At 64.0% G+C, this 17,759-nt stretch carries 13 protein-coding genes; 6 read left to right on the top strand and 7 right to left on the bottom strand.

What is annotated here, in order from left to right; translation table 11 throughout:
* Positions 1-12: 12 nt before the first annotated feature.
* Positions 13-327, bottom strand: coding sequence for a YciI family protein (locus tag DY201_RS05350; RefSeq protein ID WP_115730315.1), 315 nt, complete (start codon positions 325-327; stop codon positions 13-15).
* Positions 328-532: 205 nt separating this feature from the next.
* Between DY201_RS05350 and DY201_RS05355 the strand changes: the two genes are divergently transcribed.
* The 3 genes from DY201_RS05355 (at position 533) to DY201_RS05365 (ending at position 7,617) form a co-directional block, all read left to right on the top strand.
* Complete coding sequence (locus DY201_RS05355; protein WP_115733605.1) at positions 533-1,144, top strand: LysE family translocator; 612 nt, start codon at positions 533-535, stop codon at positions 1,142-1,144.
* A 188-nt stretch (positions 1,145-1,332) separates the two neighbouring features.
* Positions 1,333-6,123, top strand: a complete 4,791-nt coding sequence (locus DY201_RS05360; protein ID WP_115730316.1) for an NAD-glutamate dehydrogenase — start codon at positions 1,333-1,335, stop codon at positions 6,121-6,123.
* A gap of 117 nt (positions 6,124-6,240) precedes the next feature.
* Positions 6,241-7,617 carry an MFS transporter gene (locus DY201_RS05365; protein ID WP_425358715.1) on the top strand — a complete coding sequence of 459 codons (1,377 nt, stop codon included), beginning with the start codon at positions 6,241-6,243 and terminating at the stop codon, positions 7,615-7,617.
* 192 nt (positions 7,618-7,809) lie between these two features.
* Here the strand turns inward: DY201_RS05365 and purH are convergent, their stop codons facing one another.
* From purH to htpX, 4 genes are all read right to left on the bottom strand, one after another.
* Entirely contained in the window at positions 7,810-9,426 is a 1,617-nt protein-coding gene (gene purH, locus DY201_RS05370) for a bifunctional phosphoribosylaminoimidazolecarboxamide formyltransferase/IMP cyclohydrolase (RefSeq protein ID WP_115730318.1), read from the bottom strand.
* Between the two features lie 183 nt (positions 9,427-9,609).
* A complete protein-coding gene (locus DY201_RS05375; RefSeq protein WP_115730319.1) occupies positions 9,610-11,331 on the bottom strand; it encodes a heparinase II/III family protein in 1,722 nt (573 codons plus the stop codon).
* Positions 11,332-11,423: 92 nt separating this feature from the next.
* Positions 11,424-12,755 (bottom strand): RsmB/NOP family class I SAM-dependent RNA methyltransferase, encoded by a 1,332-nt coding sequence (locus DY201_RS05380; protein WP_425358753.1) that lies wholly within the window; start codon positions 12,753-12,755, stop codon positions 11,424-11,426.
* Positions 12,756-12,835: 80 nt separating this feature from the next.
* Positions 12,836-13,852: a zinc metalloprotease HtpX gene (gene htpX, locus DY201_RS05385; protein WP_115730321.1), complete on the bottom strand. Its 1,017-nt coding sequence runs from the start codon at positions 13,850-13,852 to the stop codon at positions 12,836-12,838.
* A gap of 106 nt (positions 13,853-13,958) precedes the next feature.
* On the opposite strand from htpX, the gene DY201_RS05390 reads away from it, so the two are divergent.
* The 3 genes from DY201_RS05390 to DY201_RS05405 all read left to right on the top strand — a co-directional run bounded on the left by DY201_RS05390 (position 13,959) and on the right by DY201_RS05405 (position 16,658).
* Positions 13,959-14,171: a DUF1674 domain-containing protein gene (locus tag DY201_RS05390; protein ID WP_115730322.1), complete on the top strand. Its 213-nt coding sequence runs from the start codon at positions 13,959-13,961 to the stop codon at positions 14,169-14,171.
* An 88-nt stretch (positions 14,172-14,259) separates the two neighbouring features.
* Positions 14,260-14,526 (top strand): PepSY domain-containing protein, encoded by a 267-nt coding sequence (locus tag DY201_RS05395; protein WP_115730323.1) that lies wholly within the window; start codon positions 14,260-14,262, stop codon positions 14,524-14,526.
* 851 nt (positions 14,527-15,377) lie between these two features.
* Positions 15,378-16,658, top strand: a complete 1,281-nt coding sequence (locus tag DY201_RS05405; RefSeq protein ID WP_245431901.1) for a vWA domain-containing protein — start codon at positions 15,378-15,380, stop codon at positions 16,656-16,658.
* 281 nt (positions 16,659-16,939) lie between these two features.
* On the opposite strand, the gene DY201_RS05410 is transcribed toward DY201_RS05405, so the two are convergent.
* Positions 16,940-17,335 (bottom strand): carboxymuconolactone decarboxylase family protein, encoded by a 396-nt coding sequence (locus tag DY201_RS05410; RefSeq protein WP_115730325.1) that lies wholly within the window; start codon positions 17,333-17,335, stop codon positions 16,940-16,942.
* Complete coding sequence (locus DY201_RS05415; protein ID WP_115730326.1) at positions 17,283-17,702, bottom strand: MerR family transcriptional regulator; 420 nt, start codon at positions 17,700-17,702, stop codon at positions 17,283-17,285. The genes DY201_RS05410 and DY201_RS05415 overlap by 53 nt, the downstream gene beginning before the upstream one ends.
* Positions 17,703-17,759 lie beyond the last annotated feature (57 nt).

Below are 17,759 nucleotides of genomic sequence, written 5' to 3' on the forward strand. Positions count from 1 at the left end.
GGACGACCCCGGCTACATCTCGATGAGGGGTGCAACCTCCACCGACCCTCCGGCTTGAAGGATCGGGCAGCCCTTGGCGATGCGTGCAGCGTCGGCGGGGTCCTTGGCGTCGAGCACCGAATATCCGCTGACAGGATTTGCGCCGCCGTCATTGGTGACGTTGCCATTGGCGGCAACCGTCTGAGATTTGCCGACCGGATTGCCGCCGTCGACGACGGCGGCGCCGAGCGATGTGAACCAGTCCATCCAGGCCTTCATCACCCTGGCGCCTTCTTCTTCGGATCGCGGCATCGCGCCGCCGTGATAGACGAAGAGAAACTTGGCCATGTCATCTCCTCCATGGCGTGCCGTCATGCCGGCCACCCGGCATCGTGCCAGCGCGCGGGTTATTCATTTGCCGAGAGGTCGTAATCGGCAATCCGGTTCCGCGTCCGATCTCGCAAAGTTGATGGCATATGCGCCTCCATCGTCTGGCGGTTGCAAGTTGTGATGCATGCCGTAAGCTTCCGCGACCAGCTAATCGGGGATGACGATGGAACCGACTTCGCTTCTGATCTTTGCCGGTGCCCTGCTTGTTGCCGCAGGCTCGCCCGGACCCTCCATTGCCGCCCTGGTGGCGCGGGTCATCTCGAAGGGCTTTCGCGACGTGCTGCCGTTTCTGGCGGCGATGTGGATCGGCGAGGCGATCTGGCTTTCGCTGGCGGTGTTCGGCCTCGCCTTCGTCGCACAGTCGTTCCATATGGCCTTCGTCGCGGTCAAATGGGCAGGCGTCGCCTATCTCGTCTACCTCGCCTGGAAAATGTGGACGGCCCCCGTCGATACGCGCGCAGGCGAGATGCCGAGCCAGGATTCCCCGCTCAAGCTGTTTGCTGCCGGCATGGCGGTGACGCTCGGCAATCCCAAGATCATGATGTTCTACCTGGCGCTGCTGCCGACGATCATCGACCTTGCTTCGGTGAGCGTCATCGGCTGGCTGGAGCTGACGCTGACGATGGCTGCGGTGCTGATCGCTATCGATCTGGCCTGGGTGTTCGCGGCGGCGCAGGCGCGCAGGCTTTTGCGCAGCAAGCGGGCGATGCGAATCGCGAATCGTGTTAGCGCGACGACGATGGCGGGTGCCGCCGCCGCGATCGCTGCGCGGTAAAGGTGAAAATTTCGCCAGATGCACCCTGCAGCGTGCTTTGCGGACGCTGCGTCAGCTTATTTCGCAGGCAATTTCTGCCTGCCCGATAGGCGTTTTTCCATACCATCCGTCAAACCTTTGTCGCTAAAGGCAGGCCATCTGCTACGATAGTCGCAAAAGCATGTGACGGGACGGGAGAAACTAGCGTCATGGCCGCATCTGTGAAGTCTAAGGCGAAATCCGCCAAGACTGCATCCGCCTCCAAATCCTCCAACAGACCTCCCCAGCTGCACGAATTGCTGCTCGCCCGAGCGCCGGCCGAGGACGTGGCCGACTACGAGCCGGGCATGCTGGAGCGCGCAGCACAGCTTGCCGAGCAAGCCGTGCTCAAGCATCGCAAAGGCTCCTCGGTGATCGACATCGAGACCGACGGAAGCGTCGTCCGTCACGACCGGCCGGTGACTGTCGTCACCGTCGTCAACGACAACATGCCTTTCCTGTTCGATTCGGTGCTCGGCGAGATCACCGAGGCGGCCGGCGAGCCGGTTCTGGTGACCCACCCCGTCATCCTGGTGCGCCATGGCCGCACCGGCGTCGACGAGATCCTGAGCGACGGCGGCCACAAGGGCGAAGAGGCAGCCGACAAGGTCAGCGTCATTCACGTCCACATCCCGCCGCTCGGCAAGGATGCCGCCGAAGCGTTGCGCGAGCGGCTGAAGAAGCTGCTTGGACAGGTGCGAGCCGCTGTCACCGACTGGAAGCCGATGCTGGCCAGGCTCGACCAGGCGATTTCCGAATTCCGCTATGCACCGATCCCGCTCGAAAAGAATGCGGTGACCGAAGCAATCGCCTTCCTCGAATGGCTGCGCGACGACAATTTCACCTTCCTCGGCATGCGCGAGTTCAAATATTCGGGCGGCGAAAAGAGCGGCACGCTGGAACGCTCCGACAAGCCGGGCCTCGGCATCCTCGCCGATCCAGACGTTCTGGTGCTGCGTCGCGACACCATCGACGTGACGTCGACGACGCCCGAAATCCGCGCCTTCCTGCATGGCCCGGACCCGCTGATCGTCACCAAGGCCAATGCCAAGTCGGCAGTGCACCGCCGTGCCTATCTCGACTACATCGGTATCAAGACCTACGACGCCAAGGGCCAGTTGTCGGGCGAACTGCGGATCGTCGGCCTGTTCACCTCGACTGCCTACACGCGCTCGGTGATGAAGATCCCCTATCTGCGTTCCAAGGCCGAAACAGTGGTGCAGAAGTCGGGTCTCGACCCTGCCGATCATTCCGGCAAGGCGCTGATCAATGTGCTCGAATCCTATCCGCGTGACGAGCTGTTCCAGATCGCCGTGCCGACGTTGCGCAAGCATTCCGAGGCGATCCTCGGCCTGATCGAGCGGCCGCGCGTGCGTGCGCTGGTGCGGGTCGACCAATTCGACCGCTTCGTCTCGATCCTCGTCTTCGTGCCGCGTGACCGCTACGATTCGGTGGTGCGCGAGAAGATCGGCGCCTATCTCAGGACGGTCTTCGAAGGGCGGCTGTCGGCCTATTACCCGGCATTCCCCGAGGGCGGGCTGGCGCGTGTCCATTTCATCATCGGCCGCTCCGGCGGCAAGACGCCCAAGGTCGAGCAATCGGCCATCGAGGCGGCGATCCGCGACATGGTGCGGACCTGGGAGGATGGCTTGCGCGAAGCATCCGCCGAGGCGGGCTCATCCGCATCGTTCGTGAAGCTCGCCAGCCACTTCCCGCAGGACTACCAGAACAGCTTCTCGCCGGCGGCAGCCCTTGTCGATGCCGAGCGCATCGCCTCCATCGGCGCATCCAACCCGATCGTCATCGACTGCTATCGCGACACCGGCCAGGCGGCGGAACAGGCCTCGCTGAAGATCTACCATCATGGCGCACCGGTGGCGTTGTCGCGGCGCGTGCCATTGCTCGAGAACATGGGCTTCCGCGTAATCAGCGAGCGCACCTTCGAACTGGGCGAGAAGGGCGAGGATCAGATCTTCATCCATGACATGGAGTTGGAGAACGCCTATGGCCAGCCGATCGACCTGGCCGACGGCGGCCTGCTGTTCGAGGAGGTGTTCCTCTCGGTCTGGAAGGGCGATGCCGACAATGACGGCTACAACGCCCTGGCGCAGACGGCAGGTCTCGGCTCCAACGAGATCCTGATCCTGCGCGCCTATGGCCGCTACCTGCAGCAGGCAGGTATCCCGCAGAGCCAGGATTTCATCGCGGCGGCGCTGAACCGCTATCCCGACATCGCGCGTGGGCTGCATGCGCTGTTCCTGGCAAGGCTCGATCCGGCGCAGGAAAGGGACGGCCTGGTCACCGCCAAGCATCTCAAGGCCAAGATCAAGGACGCGCTCGAAGCGGTGCCGAGCATCGATGACGACACCATCATCCGGCGCTACGTCAATCTGATCGAGGCGTCGCTGCGTACCAACCACTTCGTCGGTGGCAAGAAGGAGCGCGGCCAGTCGCTGGCGATCAAGCTCGACTCGCGCAGCGTCGAAGGCTTGCCCGAGCCGCGGCCGTGGCGCGAGATTTTCGTCTATGGCTCCGAGGTCGAGGGTCTGCACCTGCGCTTCGGCGCCGTGGCGCGCGGTGGCCTGCGCTGGTCGGACCGCGCCCAGGACTACCGCACCGAGGTGCTCGGCCTGGTCAAGGCGCAGCAGGTCAAGAACGCCGTCATCGTGCCGGTCGGCGCCAAGGGCGGCTTCTTCCCCAAGCGCCTGCCCGTGGGCGGCAGCCGCGATGCAGTGTTCGAGGCCGGCAAGGCGGCCTATGTCAACTTCGTCTCCAGCCTGCTGTCGATCACCGACAATCTCGACGGCGACAAGGTGGTGCCACCAGCTGGCGTCGTCCGCCGCGACATCGACGATCCCTACTTCGTCGTTGCCGCCGATAAGGGCACGGCGACCTTCTCCGACACGGCCAACGGCATCAGCGAGAAGCACGGGTTCTGGCTCGACGATGCCTTCGCCTCAGGCGGCTCGGCCGGCTACGACCACAAGAAGATGGGCATCACCGCGCGCGGTGCCTGGGAGGCGGTCAAGCGGCACTTCCGCGAGATGAACCGCGACATCCAGACAACGCCATTCACCGTCGTCGGCGTCGGCGACATGTCTGGCGACGTCTTCGGCAACGGCATGCTCCTGTCCGAGCAGACGAAGCTGATCGCCGCCTTCGACCATCGCGACATCTTCATCGATCCGGCGCCCGACATGGCTGCGTCCTTTGCCGAGCGCAAGCGCATGTTCGACCTGCCGCGTTCGAGCTGGCAGGACTATGACAAGTCGAAACTGTCGGCAGGCGGCGTGATCGTTTCGCGTGCCCAGAAGTCGGTGACGCTGCCGCAGGCGGCGGCGACGGCGATCGGGCTCGCCAAGACCACCGCATCGCCGACCGAGATCATGAATGCGATCCTGCGCGCGCAGGTCGACCTGTTGTGGTTCGGCGGCATCGGCACCTATGTCCGCGCTACTGGCGAAACCAACCAGGAAGTCGGCGACCGTGCCAATGACGCGATCCGCGTCACTGCTACCGACCTCAGGGTCAAGGTGATCGGCGAGGGCGCCAATCTCGGTGCAACCCAACGGGCGCGCATCGAGTTCGGCCTCAAGGGCGGACGCTGCAACTCGGACGCCATCGACAATTCGGGCGGCGTCAATTCGTCCGACGTCGAGGTCAACATCAAGATCGCGCTGGCTTCGGCGATGCGCAAGGGCACGCTGCAGCGGCCGGCGCGCGACAAGTTCCTGGCCGAGATGACCGAGGAGGTCGCCGGTCTGGTGCTGGCCAACAACTATGAGCAGACGCTCGCTCTGTCGGTCGCCGCCAGGCGAGGCATCCAGGACATCGCGCATCAGGGCCGCTTCATGAGCGCGCTCGAGGCGCGTGGGCTGCTCGACCGCGCCGTTGAGAACCTGCCATGGCCGCCTGCTTTGGCCGAACGCCAGACGCGTGGCGAACCGCTGACCCGGGCCGAGCTCGGCGTGCTTTTGGCCTATGCCAAGATCGTGCTGTTCTCCGACATCGTCGCCAGCGACGTGCCCGACGAAGCGCATTTCGAACGCGATCTGCTCGGCTACTTCCCCGAGCGCATGGCCAAGAAATATGCCGCCGAGATCGGCGGTCACCGGCTGCGTCGCGAGATCATCGCGCGCGTGGTTGCCAACGATCTCGTCAATCGTGGCGGACCGTCCTTCGTCAACAGGCTGCAGGAGGCCAGCGGCCGTTCGGCGGCCGACGTGGTGCGGGCCTTTGCGGTCGTGCGCGATGGCTTTGCCCTGCCGGCGCTCTATCGCGAGATCGATGCGCTCGACAATGTCGTCGACGGCATGCTGCAGCTCGATCTTTACCAGGCGGTGAGCCGACTTATCTTCGGCACCAGCGGCTGGTATCTGCGCAACGAGCACAGCGACGCACCGCTGGCGAGCCGCATCGCCGAACTGCAGGAAGCACGCGCAGCATTGGAGCCCAAGTTCTCCGGCATGCTGCCCGCCTTCACCCGCGAGCGCATCGAAAACCGCAAGGCCGGCTTTGCCGCCGCCGGTGCCCCGGAGAAACTGGCCGAGCGGCTGTCGCTGCTCGAGGCAGGCGAACTGGTGCCCGACATCGCCCTGGTGGCCAAGACCGCCAAGGCCGACATTCTGGCGGCGGCGAAGGCATTCTTCGGCGTCTCCGAGGCGTTCCGCATCCCGCGGATCGAGGACGCGACGCATGCGATCGCCACCTCCGACTATTATGAGGGGCTGGCGCTGTCGCGCGCATCCGACACCATCGGCGCTGCGCGGCGCGGCATAGCGGTTGCGGCATTGACCGGCTTCGGCACCGCTGCCGATCCGGTTGCGGCATGGCTCGAGGCCGGCGGTGAGCGCACCAACCGCACCCGTGAAAGGCTGCAGGCCCTGACGGAGGGTGGCGATATCACCGTGTCGCGACTGACGGTTGCTGCCGGGCTGATGAGCGACCTGTCGGGTCGCTGAGCCCCTTGCAACACCGCCTGCCACGGACACCGTGGCAGGCATTTTCCTCAAGGACCACGCAAGCGAACTGCGCTATAGCTCCAGACAACGCGCTGATGCGGCGCGCGCGGAGGGATGATGGCTGACACGATGATGGTCCAACGCACGCCTCGGCGTGGCGTCTGGGGATGGATGTTTTTCGACTGGGCGGCGCAGCCGTTCTTCACCGTGGTCACCACCTTTATCTTCGGCCCGTATTTCGTCTCGCGCATGGCGACCGATCCGGCCATGGGCCAGGCAGCCTGGGGTTACGGCATTGCCGCTGCCGGCTTCGTCATCGCCATCCTGTCGCCGGTGCTTGGCTCGATCGCCGACCAGACCGGGCCGCGCAAGCCATGGATCGCTTTCTTCGCCGCGATCAAGATCATCAGCCTATGTCTGCTCTGGTATGCCGAGCCCGGATCGCCGCTGGTGCCGGTCGTCCTGCTGTTTTCGCTCGCCTCGGTGGCGGCCGAGTTCTCGATCGTCTTCAACGATTCGATGATGCCGCGCCTTGTTTCGAAGGAGGAGATCGGCAAAATCTCCAACATCGCCTGGGGCCTTGGTTATCTCGGCGGCATGATCGTGCTGATCTTCGTCGTCGGTTTCCTGGCGGCGTCTCCCGAGAGCGGCAAGACGATCATCGGTGCGGCGCCGCTGTTCGGGCTGGACCCGGTGGCAGGCGAGGATGCGCGCGCGACAGGCCCGATTTCGGCACTGTGGTACCTCATCTTCATCCTGCCGATGTTCTTCTTCACGCCCGACAGCGGCAAGGGCATTGCCATCCGGCCCGCCGTGCGCCTCGGGCTCTCCGAGCTCAAGTCGACGATGGGCGAGGTGCGTCAGCGCACCGGCATCTTCCGTTTCCTCGTTGCCCGCATGGTTTACCAGGACGGCGTCAACGCCTTGCTCGGTCTTGGCGGTGCGTTCGCGGCTGCGATGTTCGGATGGACGATCACCGAGATCGGCATCTACGGCATCATCCTCAATGTCGTCGCCATCTTTGGCTGCCTCGTTGCCAGCCGTCTCGACACCAGCTTCGGTTCGAAGCTGGTGGTGGTGTTTTCGCTGGTGTTGCTGACGATCGCCACCATCGGCATCGTCTCGACTGGACCGGGCTACACGCTGTTCGGCCTGTGGCAGATGCCTGGTGTCGACACCAACGGTCTGTTCGGTACGCCGGCCGAGAAGGCCTATATTGCCTTCGGCCTGCTGGTGGGCGTTGCCTTCGGCCCGGTGCAGGCTTCGTCGCGCTCCTACATGGCGCGCAGTGTCTCGGCCGATGAGGCAGGGCGCTTTTTCGGGCTATATGCGCTGTCGGGCCGGGCGACCAGCTTCGTTGCGCCATTCGTGGTCGCGACAGTAACCGCTCTGAGCGGCTCGCCACGCCTCGGCATGGCGATGATCATCATCTTCTTCGTTGTCGGGCTGGCTGTGCTGCTGCGCACGCCCTATCCGGCTGACGAGGTGAAATAGCGGATCTTACCTTCTCCCCTTGTGGGAGAAGCTGTCACATCGAAGGCGACTGATAGGGAGGCTGGACGACGCGGTGTGTCTCAAGGTCTCGGCGCTTGTCGCTCGTCTGGCAATACCTCACTCCGTCCAGAAACCCTCGTCCGGCTTCGCTTCGCTCACCGCCTTCTCCCGCAACAGGAGAAGGTATTTGCTTCAATGCCTGAAGTGCCTGATGCCGGTGAAGATCATGGCGATGCCATGGGCATCTGCCGCGGCGATGACGTCGTCGTCGCGCATCGAGCCGCCCGGCTGGATGACGGCGGTGGCGCCTGCCTCGACAGCCGACAGCAGACCGTCGGCGAAGGGGAAGAAGGCGTCGGAGGCGACCACGGAGCCCTTGGTCAGCGGTTCGGCGAGGCCGGCGGCTTCCGCGGCATCGAGCGCCTTGCGGGCGGCGATGCGCGATGAATCGACCCGGCTCATCTGGCCGGCGCCGATACCCACCGTGGCAAGGTCCTTTGCGTAGACGATGGCGTTCGACTTGACGTGCTTGGCGACACGGAAGGCGAATTTCAGGTCCTCGATCTCGCGCTGGGTCGGCTGGCGCTTGGTTACGACATTGAGGTCGAGGGTACCGACGATGGCGTTGTCTCGCGATTGGACGAGCAGGCCGCCGGCAACCGACTTGACCGAAAGCCCGGCTCGGTCCGGATCGGGCAGGCCGCCCGTCACCAGCAGGCGCAGGTTCTTCTTGGCGGCGACGATCGCCTGGGCCTCCGGCGTAGCATCCGGCGCGATGATGACTTCGGTGAAGATCTTGACGATCTCCTCGGCCGCCTCGGCATCGAGGATGCGGTTGAGCGCGACGATGCCGCCGAAGGCCGAGACTGGGTCACAGGCGAGCGCCCGGGCATAGGCCTCGGTGAGCGTTGCGCCCTCGGCGACACCGCACGGATTGGCGTGCTTGATGATGGCGACCGCGGCGGTGCGGACGGGATCGAACTCGCCGGCCAGCTCGAAGGCCGCGTCGGTGTCGTTGATGTTGTTGTAGGACAGCTGCTTGCCCTGGAGCTGGGTCGCGGTGGCAACGCCGGGACGCTTGTCGCCGGTCAGGTAGAAGCCGGCCGACTGATGCGGGTTCTCGCCATAGCGCATGACGCTTTGCAGCTTGCCGCCAAAGGCGCGCCAGTCGGGCGTCTCGATCTCGAGCGCTTCGGCGAACCAGCCGGAGATCGCCGCGTCATAGGCGGCGGTACGGGCAAAGGCCTTGGCCGCCAGCTTCTTCCGGAACTCGTAGGTCAGGCAGCCATTGTTGGCGACGATGCTGTCGAGCACGTCCTTGTAGTCGGCCGGGTCGGTGACGATGGCGACATAAGCGTGATTCTTGGCCGAGGCGCGAACCATGGCCGGGCCGCCGATGTCGATGTTCTCGACGATCGAGGCATAGTGGGCACCGGATTCGCGCACCTCTTCGAAGGGGTAAAGATTGACCACCACGAGGTCGATCGGCTCGATGCCGTGCTCGGCCATGGCAGCGACATGCTCGGGGTCGTCGCGGACGCCGAGCAATGCGCCATGCACCGACGGATGCAGTGTCTTGACGCGGCCGTCCATGATCTCGGGGAACTTGGTGAGCTCGGAAACGTCGCGGACGGCGATGCCTTCGGCCGAAATGCTCTTGGCGGTGCCGCCGGTGGAGACCAGCTCGACGCCGACATTGGTCAGGCACTTGGCGAATTCGATCAGCCCGGTCTTGTCGGAGACCGACAGCAAAGCGCGCCGGATCGGCACGAGGTCGGGTGCGGGGATTTTCTTGGAAACGACGGCCATGGGTGGCGGGCCCTTCAAAGTTGGAGCGGAAACTTTGCTTGCGGGCGGCCTAGCACATGAGGCCCGGAAATCAAGGCGCGCAGCCGCGCATGCGGCCTATTTCCCGAGGTGATGCCGATCAGGCGCTCAGGGTGCCTCCGCAATCCCGGACGAAAGCCGCTGCGCATTCTTCGTGGAACTGCTCTAACCGTCGAGGCGACTGATGATGCGCGTGCGCGAGAACTGCCAATGCACCTCGGAGATTTCCGAGGCCTTGAACGACAGCACGATCTGGCGGGAGCGGCGGGGACCGCCGATACCGGCGAAATATATCGATTCCTCGACCTCGGACGCAACATCAGGCGAGGTGAAGACCCAAGTGTCGATATCCGGCCCGGTCAACACCAGCCGCTCCTTCTGGTCGCGAAAGAGCTGGACGTCGGGATGGACGTGGAAGCGGATGGTGACGAGGTCGCGGCCATCATTCTTGATCAGCGTCTTGCCGACGCGAAGGATGCGGTCGCACCCCGACAGGATGCTGCCGCCGGCCGACAGGCTCAGTTCGCGCTCGTGATGGAGGCCGAAGCGCTGGGCATAGCCGTCATGGCGGGCGACAAAACCATGGATGCCCGGCTTGTCGAGGCGCTGGGTCGGTACTGATTTCGGTCCGGCGAAAAGCGGACTGCCGAGCACACCGCTCACGCGCTGCGAATGGGCGAAGCTTGCCGACGAGGTGTCGTTGATGGTGACGGTCGAGTGGGCGGCAGTGGCGCGCGCCAGCGGCCTGAGGTCGGCTGCGCCATAGGTGTCGATGCCGGCGTTGACGATATAGTGCTGGCGGCCCGACGACATCTCGAACGCCAAGCAGCCCGCATGGGCCTGGTTCGCCACGTCGATCGGCGGTGCCGTGCCGGTGTCGGCAATTACTGTCGTGCCGCCCATGGCGAGGCGCTCATAGCCGGAATGGGTGGCGTGCAGCGGCGGCGAGCCGGCGGTATCGTCATGGCGCAGGATCGCGACGATGCGGTCGTGGATGGTGGCGCCCATGCCGTTGAAGCGGGCGAGGCTGCCGTCCTGGTGGCGGAAGAAGCGCAGTGCCGGCAACATGCGCTCGACGGCGTTGATCAGCGCCAATGGCGGCTGCTCGGCCTGGTTGGCGTAGGTGTGGCGCAGCGGCAGCAGGTCGGCGAGGATTTCGAGAACCGCCATCGGGTTGCGCGAGATATGGCCGCCGTCGGGCAGGATCTGGCGGTCGAGCTCTTCGGCGAGGTTGCGCGTGGCCGAGCGCAGCGCCGAGACAGGCGCCGGCAGCGACAGTGCGGCGAAGGCGAGCGCAACGCGGGCGCGGAGCCGGTCCTTGCCGTCGGGCATCTCCGGCGACATCGACCGGAGATAACGGATCTGCATTGCGAGCGAACGCAGGAACGACCGGTAGAAGGCAAACTCGGCGCCCTGCAGAACGACCGAGGAGTGCTGCAGCCAGGCGATGACGCGCTTGGCGGTGGTTGCGGGTTCCCAGGCTATTCCTGATATGCGGTTGCCATGCAAAGCGATCCAGTCGGAAACCAGGGCGCGGGCGTTGGCGGCCGCCAGCTCGGTGCCGGCCGCGCGCATGTGGCGCAGCCAGCGGAAGCCATGCAGGCTACGCTGCCAGCCGCGATTTGGCACGTCGATCAGGAAAGGCGACTGGCCGCCAGTCTCGACCAGATGGCCCGAAAGCGGAAAGCGGCCATAGTAGATTTCAAGCGCGATCTGCGGGTCTGCAAGGCGCAGGTCGGGCGGCGCGATGAGCACGCGTTCGGGCGTGCGCCCGGAGTAGCGCCAGCTGTAAGCCGGCCCGGCGCGCAAGCGCCGGCGCGTCTTACGCCAGAACTCCTTGGCGACGAGTGCCCAAAGGCGCGTCGTGTTGTCCGCCGCGATCGACAATACCCCTCCTGACGCAACCCCACGTCGTCACACAAATTAGGTTGTTTCAATGGTGGGCGCGAGGGTGAATTTTTCGTAAACGCGGGCGTTGATCAGGCGATACGGCGGAACCTTGCTGCAAAGAAGCCATCGAGGCCGGAGATCGCGGGATTGCCGAGGTCAAGGCCGGCGGGCGTGGTGCGCAAAAAGCCGGTGGCGGTGACAAAATCGTCGATGCCTGAGACCTCGCCCGCGCGAATCGGGTCGAGTTCGACCTTGCCCTTGTGTTCGGCCAGGAAGCCGGCGACGAGGGCCTCGCCCTCTTCAGGGTCGAGCGAGCAGTTGGAAAAGACGATCCTGCCACCCGGCTTCACCAACTTGACCGCACGGTCGAGCAGGGCGCGCTGGACGCCGGCGAGCTTGGTGATGTCGGCAGGCGACTTGGTCCACAGAACGTCGGGATGGCGTCGGACCGTGCCGGTTGACGAGCATGGCGCATCGAGCAGGACGGCATCGAACAGCTCTGCAGGCTCGTAAACGAGGATATCGGCGTTGACCTTGTCGGCATCGAGGCCAAGGCGCTCAAGATTGCCGGCAAGACGGGCAAGGCGGTTCTTCGAAGCTTCGACCGCCGTGACCTTGGCGCCGGAGAGCACGAGCTGTGCCGTCTTGCCGCCGGGGGCGGCGCAGAGATCAGCAACACGCTGGCCGCTGACATCGCCAAACAGCTTTGCTGGCAGGGCGGCGGCGGCGTCCTGGACCCACCAGGCGCCTTCTGTGAAGCCCGGCAGTTCGGCGACCGGACCGGAAAGGCGCTCGATGCGTATCGACCCGGTGGGCAGCACGGTGCCACCCAGCTGCTCGGCCCATTTGGCCGGATCTGCCTTGGCGGTGAAATCGACAGGCGCCTCGACGCGATGCGCGGCTAGGATCTTCTTGGCCTCATCCGCGCCATAGGCGGCAGTCAGCCGCTCGACGAACCAGTCGGGCGCATCGTTGGTCGTTGCCAGCATGTCGGCCAGCTCGGCTTCCTTGGCGCGGGCAAGAGTGCGCAGCACGCCATTGACCAGGCCCGAGAACCGAACCGTGCGCGGGTCTGCCTTGGCGTGGGTGACGGCAAGGTCGACGGCGGCGCTGTCGGGAATGTCGAGGAACAGGATCTGCGCTGCCGCGACGTGCAGGATGTGGGTCAGCACGGTGGCGTTGGCCGGCAGCGGCTTTTCAAGCCGGCGCGAGATCAGCTTGGAGATGGTGACGCGATGGCGAAGTGCGGTGGCCAGGATGGCGCGGACCAGACCACGGTCGCGCATGTCGAGCGCGCGGAACTGGGGGTGGCCGTGCTCGTGATCGGTCAGGCCGTCGAGCGGGGTCCTGGCGTCGATCGTCGCGGCCAGCAGGCGGGCCGCGGCCATGCGCGCGGCAATACCCGGAGCGTCGGGAACGATGGACGGCCGGTTGCCCTTGCCGTCACCGCTGCGGGCGCGGTTTCGCTTAGGGTCGCGCTGGGGGTCGCGCTGGCCGGCGCTCACGACCTCGGGCCTTTCGGCCCGGTCGGGTTGCGGCCCCATGGGCTGGACGGACGTGGCTGCTCTGGTGCCGCCTGCTCGGCAGGGCGACCACCCCATGGACCCTGCTGGCTGGAAGGCGTCGAACGCTGCGCCGTCTGCTGAGGTGCCGTGCGCTGGGTTGGACGACCGACACCCTCATTCGCCATCGCCTGCAGGGCAGCGATGCGGTTTTCTGTATTGGGGTGGGTCGAGAAAAGATTGTCCATGCGCTCGCCGGATAGAGGATTGATGATGAAGAGGGGAGCCATCGCAGGATTGCGCTCGGCTTCGGGGTTGTGGATGCGTTCGACGTTGCGGGCGATCTTGTCAAGGGCGGAAGCGAGCCAGAGCGGATTGCCGCAGATCTCGGCGCCGCGCCTGTCGGCGGAATATTCGCGGGTCCGGCTGATCGCCATCTGCACCAGCATGGCGGCAAAAGGCGCCACGATCATCGCCACCAGCACGCCGACGAAGCCGAGCGGATTGTTGTTGTCACGGTTGCCGCCGAAGAAGAAGGCGAAGTTGCCGAGCATCGAGATCGCGCCGGCAAGGGTCGCGGTAACAGTCATGATCAGCGTATCGCGGTTTTCGATATGGGCGAGTTCGTGCGCCATGACAGCTGCGACTTCTTCATGGCTCAGCCGCTGCAACAGGCCGGTGGAGGCGGCGACGGCGGCATTCTCAGGATTGCGGCCGGTGGCAAACGCGTTGGGCTGCGGGCTGTCGATCAGGTAGACCTTGGGCATCGGCAGGCCGGCATTGGCGGCGAGGCCGCGCACGATGGCGTAATATTCGGGCGCATTGCGCTCATCGACCTCGACGGCGTGGTTCATGCGCAGGACCATCTTGTCGGAGTTCCAGTAGCTGAACAGGTTCATGGCCGCCGCGATCAGGAAGGCGATCGTCATGCCGCCGGAGCCGCCGATCAGGTAGCCGACGCCCATGAACAGCGCCGTCATGGTCGCCAGAAGCATCGCCGTCCGCATCATGTTCATCGTTCGCTCCGTCCTTTTCCGCCCGCGCCAGGGTCGATCCCGGCTCAGCGCTTCGCTATATGATGGGAGAGACGAGGGTGCGTTTCAATCATTTCCGAGGAATCCCATGGACGACGCCAAACCGCAGACCGATGTGGAAACGCCTGCGCCAAAGCAACTTTCGCCGGCAGCCAGGCGTGCCCTGGCCGAAGCCGAGGCGCGTCGCGAGGCCTACAAGGTCGAGGAAGCCAAGCTGCCGCGCGAGATCGGCGGCCGCGGCGGCAAGGAGCCCGGACGCTATGGCGACTGGGAGATCAAGGGTCTGACCAGCGACTTCTGAAGCCGTCGACTGCAAGCTCCCTGCACAGCCGCAATGGAACCGAAATCGCGAGCCGTTCGTTCTCCCAGGGATCGCGCAAGGAGCTGCCATGACCAAGATGATTCCGGGACTCGTACTTGCTGTGCTGCTGGGGGCCGTACCGGCGCAGGCCCAGACCAAGGAACCGGCGGTGCCGCCGCAGAATTCACTCAAGCTGTCCGAGATCATCGCCAAGATCGAGCAGCGCGATCAGTTCCGCTACATCTCCGAGATCGATTGGGAGAGCGAAGGCTACTACGACGTGATCTACTACACGTCCGACAAGGCCAAGGTGGAAATCAAGATCGATCCGGTCAGCGGCGAGCCGAGGATGTAGTTTCGCGAGGTCTCCTCCGCGACGTCTTGTTCACGCAACGCAATAGGAACAATTACCTTGGATGGATTCTGATCTGTTCAAGGTTGCGGCGGTTCTGATTTGTGTCGGCCTCGCATTCCCGCCGAGGCCAAGCGACAGGACAATTTCGCCGGGTCGCTCAGCGCGCATGTCGTCGAGGTGATCGACGGCGATAGGTTCCTGGCCGAGGCAGAGATCTGGCCCGGGCAGACGTTGCGGGTCAACATCCGCATTTGCGGGATCGACGCACCGGAGATGAAAAGCCGGTGCGTGGGTGAACGAACCGCGCGGCACGCGCAGCCCTTGCCCGGCTCGTCGCTGAGGGTCCGATAAGTCTTTCCAATATCGGTGGCGCCAAATACTACGGCCGCGTGCTTGCCGACGTCAGCACCGGGACGGTGAGGTGGTCCCAAGGCGATGCTTGAAGACAGGCTGGTGCGCGCTTATGGCGGCGGCAGGCGGGACAGCTGGTGTAGGTGACCCGATCTGGCACAGGCTCGGTGTACCGAAGTGAAGCGGCGCCCGCGGTGCTGCCGTCACCATGGTGAATGAGCGGTAAACAAGCTCGCCGGCTTGCAAGCGGGTTAACCTCACATTCACCATGTGGATAGGTGATCTTAATGAAAATCAATGACTTGATGCGGTGATGCCGTTTGGCCCGCCCAAATGGGCCGCCGCGGCCAGTTTCCTGCTTTGCCCTTGCCAGAGGCACAGAGGCGGCGGGGCAGGACATGCGGAAATTTCAGGCACTGGCACGGGCAGCAAGGCGTTTTGCCGGCGACGGCAGCGGCAACTTCGCCATTCTGGGCGGCATCACCATTTCAATTCTCGCCATGGCTGCCGGCTACGGCGTTAACGTGGCCCAGCTTCACAATGTCAAATCGGGACTGTCACAGGCAGTCGACGCCGCGGTGACGTCGACAGCGCGGGATCTGACGACCGGCCGGATCAAGCTTGAGGACGCGGACAAGACAGTCGCCGCGTTTGTCGAAGCCAATACTGACAGGCTGCTCGCCCCTGGTGAGAAGGTGGTGGTGGGCAAGACGCTCGTCGATCGTCTGGCGGGTACGGTCCAGGCGACCGCCTATATCGACGTCAAAGTGTTTTTCCCACTTTTCGGTAGTGCCAACAAGCGACGCATTTCGGCGACGACGGCGTCGCTTTACTCCGACAAAGACATCGAAGTGGCGATGATGCTCGACGTCACCGGGTCGATGAAAGGCCAGAAGATCAGGGATCTTAAGTCGGCGGCGGAGAATGCCGTCGAAAAGCTGCTTGAGAATCCGCGCACACGCGTGGCGCTGGTGCCGTATGCAGAGTCTGTGAACGTAGGTGCGCTTGCTGAAAAGACGGTCTTCGTTGAAAAAGCGGGGGCACGCGACCTGCCTCCGCCTGATGATGCAACGCCCAGGGAAATATCTATCAACACAGGCAAGCAGTCGGACAATTGCGCGAGCGACCGCAAGACTCCGGCCCTTGAAGCGGACTTCACTGACGACGGACCGGCCACGAAACGCGTCGGGCCCGATGGACGGATTTATTCTGCGAAGGTCAACCTGGACGATCGGGTCTCAAGCTGCCCTGCTGCCAGTGTGGTGCCGCTTACCGCGGATGCTGACAAGCTCAACAAGGCAATTGAAAAGTTTTCGGCGAATGGCGTGACAGCTGGAGCTATCGGCGTTCAGTGGGCCTACTACATGCTGTCCGACAAGTGGCGCGCCGCGATAAAGGACGCCAAGATGGGCGACGGTCCGGCGGACATGGATACTGCCAAGGTCACGAAAGTGGCTATCCTTATGACCGACGGACAGTTCAACAAGGCCTTTGCGGGTGTCAGGAACACCTCCGACGGGGCCGCTTCCAGGCGCTATGCCGAAAGCCTGTGCACATCAATGAAGGAAAACGGCATCGAGATTTTCACTATCGGCTTCGACTTGAACGATCCAGGTATGTCAAAGACCGAAAGAGACCAGGCCAAGGCGGTGCTCAAGAATTGCTCGTCGCCAGACAAGTCGCATATCAAGCACTACTACGAGGCATCGACAGGCACCGAGCTCGACGAGGCATACAAGGCAATCATCGACGCCACCGAACTACTCTATCTGACGATGTAAGTTCCAAGAAAAAGGCCGCCCTTCTTGCGAAGGTGCGGCCTTTCCGTGTTTCCGTCCATGGCGCGGTCTCTGGCTTATGACCTTGAGGTCACCAGCCGCGCTTCTCGCGCCTTAACGGGAAGACTGCTTCCCGAAAGGGCAATCCGCTGAGGCCACGTTTAGGAAAACGAAATCACTCGACATCGGATCACCTCCTTTCAGTTCGTTGAACACAACAGCAAGGTGGGGTCTTTCCAGCGTTTTGGCAAGTGCGACCATGGCACTAGACCCTTGGTACGCGATTATGCTCCCAGGCTGTGCTCTTGCTGAAACACTTCCCTGGCAGCAAACAGGCCGTTGAGCGCTGCCGGGAAGCCGGCATAGACCGCCATCTGCATGATCGTCTCGACGATCTCGTCGCGGCTAAGTCCGACATTGAGGCCCGCCTGGATATGAACCTTGAGCTGCGGCGCGGCATTGCCGAGCGCCGTCAGAGCCGCAATCGTTGCGATCTCGCGCGACCTGAGGTCGAGGCCGGGACGCGAATAGATGTCGCCGAACGGAAACTCGATGATGTAGCGGGCGAAATCGGGCGCGATGTCGGCGAGCGAGTCGACGACCTTCTGGCCGCCTTCGCCGTCGATTTCAGCGAGCGCGCGTGCGCCGCGCTCGAAGCGGCTGTCTGGAGAGTTGTTCATTTTCGGTCTCGATCCTTTTTGCTGCGTCGGCGTAGCCGCCGATCTTGGCGTCGAGAACGAGGAGGTTGGCCTGGAGGTCGGCGACATGGGCTCGCACCTTGCGGCGATGCGCCTCAAGCAAGGCGCGGCGCTCGGCGTCGGTTGCCGGCCCTTGCTGACGCAAAGCGGCATATCGCAGCATTTCGCGGATCGGCATGCCGGTGGCCTTGAGCCGGCCGAGAAATTCGATCCAGGAGAGGATCGACGCGTCGTAGTCACGCTGGCCCGATGCATCCTTGTCGGGCACAGGCAAAAGGCCGATCTGCTCGTAATAGCGGATCGTGTAGGCGGTCAGGCCCGAGCGTTTTGCCAGTTCGCCGATCTTCATGAACAACCTGTCTCGTTACGACGCTCGCGATGCTAGGTGTTCGAGTGCACTCTAAGT

Source organism: Aminobacter aminovorans, from assembly GCF_900445235.1.
In the GTDB taxonomy this organism is placed as follows: domain Bacteria; phylum Pseudomonadota; class Alphaproteobacteria; order Rhizobiales; family Rhizobiaceae; genus Aminobacter; species Aminobacter aminovorans.

Bases quoted from the DNA above. Each gene is read 5' to 3' on its own strand.
- DY201_RS05350 (WP_115730315.1), bottom strand. From the start codon at position 327: ATGGCCAAGTTTCTCTTCGTCTATCACGGCGGCGCGATGCCGCGATCC.
- DY201_RS05355 (WP_115733605.1), top strand. From the start codon at position 533: ATGGAACCGACTTCGCTTCTGATCTTTGCCGGTGCCCTGCTTGTTGCC.
- DY201_RS05360 (WP_115730316.1), top strand. From the start codon at position 1,333: ATGGCCGCATCTGTGAAGTCTAAGGCGAAATCCGCCAAGACTGCATCC.
- DY201_RS05365 (WP_425358715.1), top strand. From the start codon at position 6,241: ATGGCTGACACGATGATGGTCCAACGCACGCCTCGGCGTGGCGTCTGG.
- purH (WP_115730318.1), bottom strand. From the start codon at position 9,426: ATGGCCGTCGTTTCCAAGAAAATCCCCGCACCCGACCTCGTGCCGATC.
- htpX (WP_115730321.1), bottom strand. From the start codon at position 13,852: ATGAACATGATGCGGACGGCGATGCTTCTGGCGACCATGACGGCGCTG.
- DY201_RS05390 (WP_115730322.1), top strand. From the start codon at position 13,959: ATGGACGACGCCAAACCGCAGACCGATGTGGAAACGCCTGCGCCAAAG.
- DY201_RS05395 (WP_115730323.1), top strand. From the start codon at position 14,260: ATGACCAAGATGATTCCGGGACTCGTACTTGCTGTGCTGCTGGGGGCC.
- DY201_RS05405 (WP_245431901.1), top strand. From the start codon at position 15,378: ATGGCTGCCGGCTACGGCGTTAACGTGGCCCAGCTTCACAATGTCAAA.
- DY201_RS05410 (WP_115730325.1), bottom strand. From the start codon at position 17,335: ATGAACAACTCTCCAGACAGCCGCTTCGAGCGCGGCGCACGCGCGCTC.
- DY201_RS05415 (WP_115730326.1), bottom strand. From the start codon at position 17,702: ATGAAGATCGGCGAACTGGCAAAACGCTCGGGCCTGACCGCCTACACG.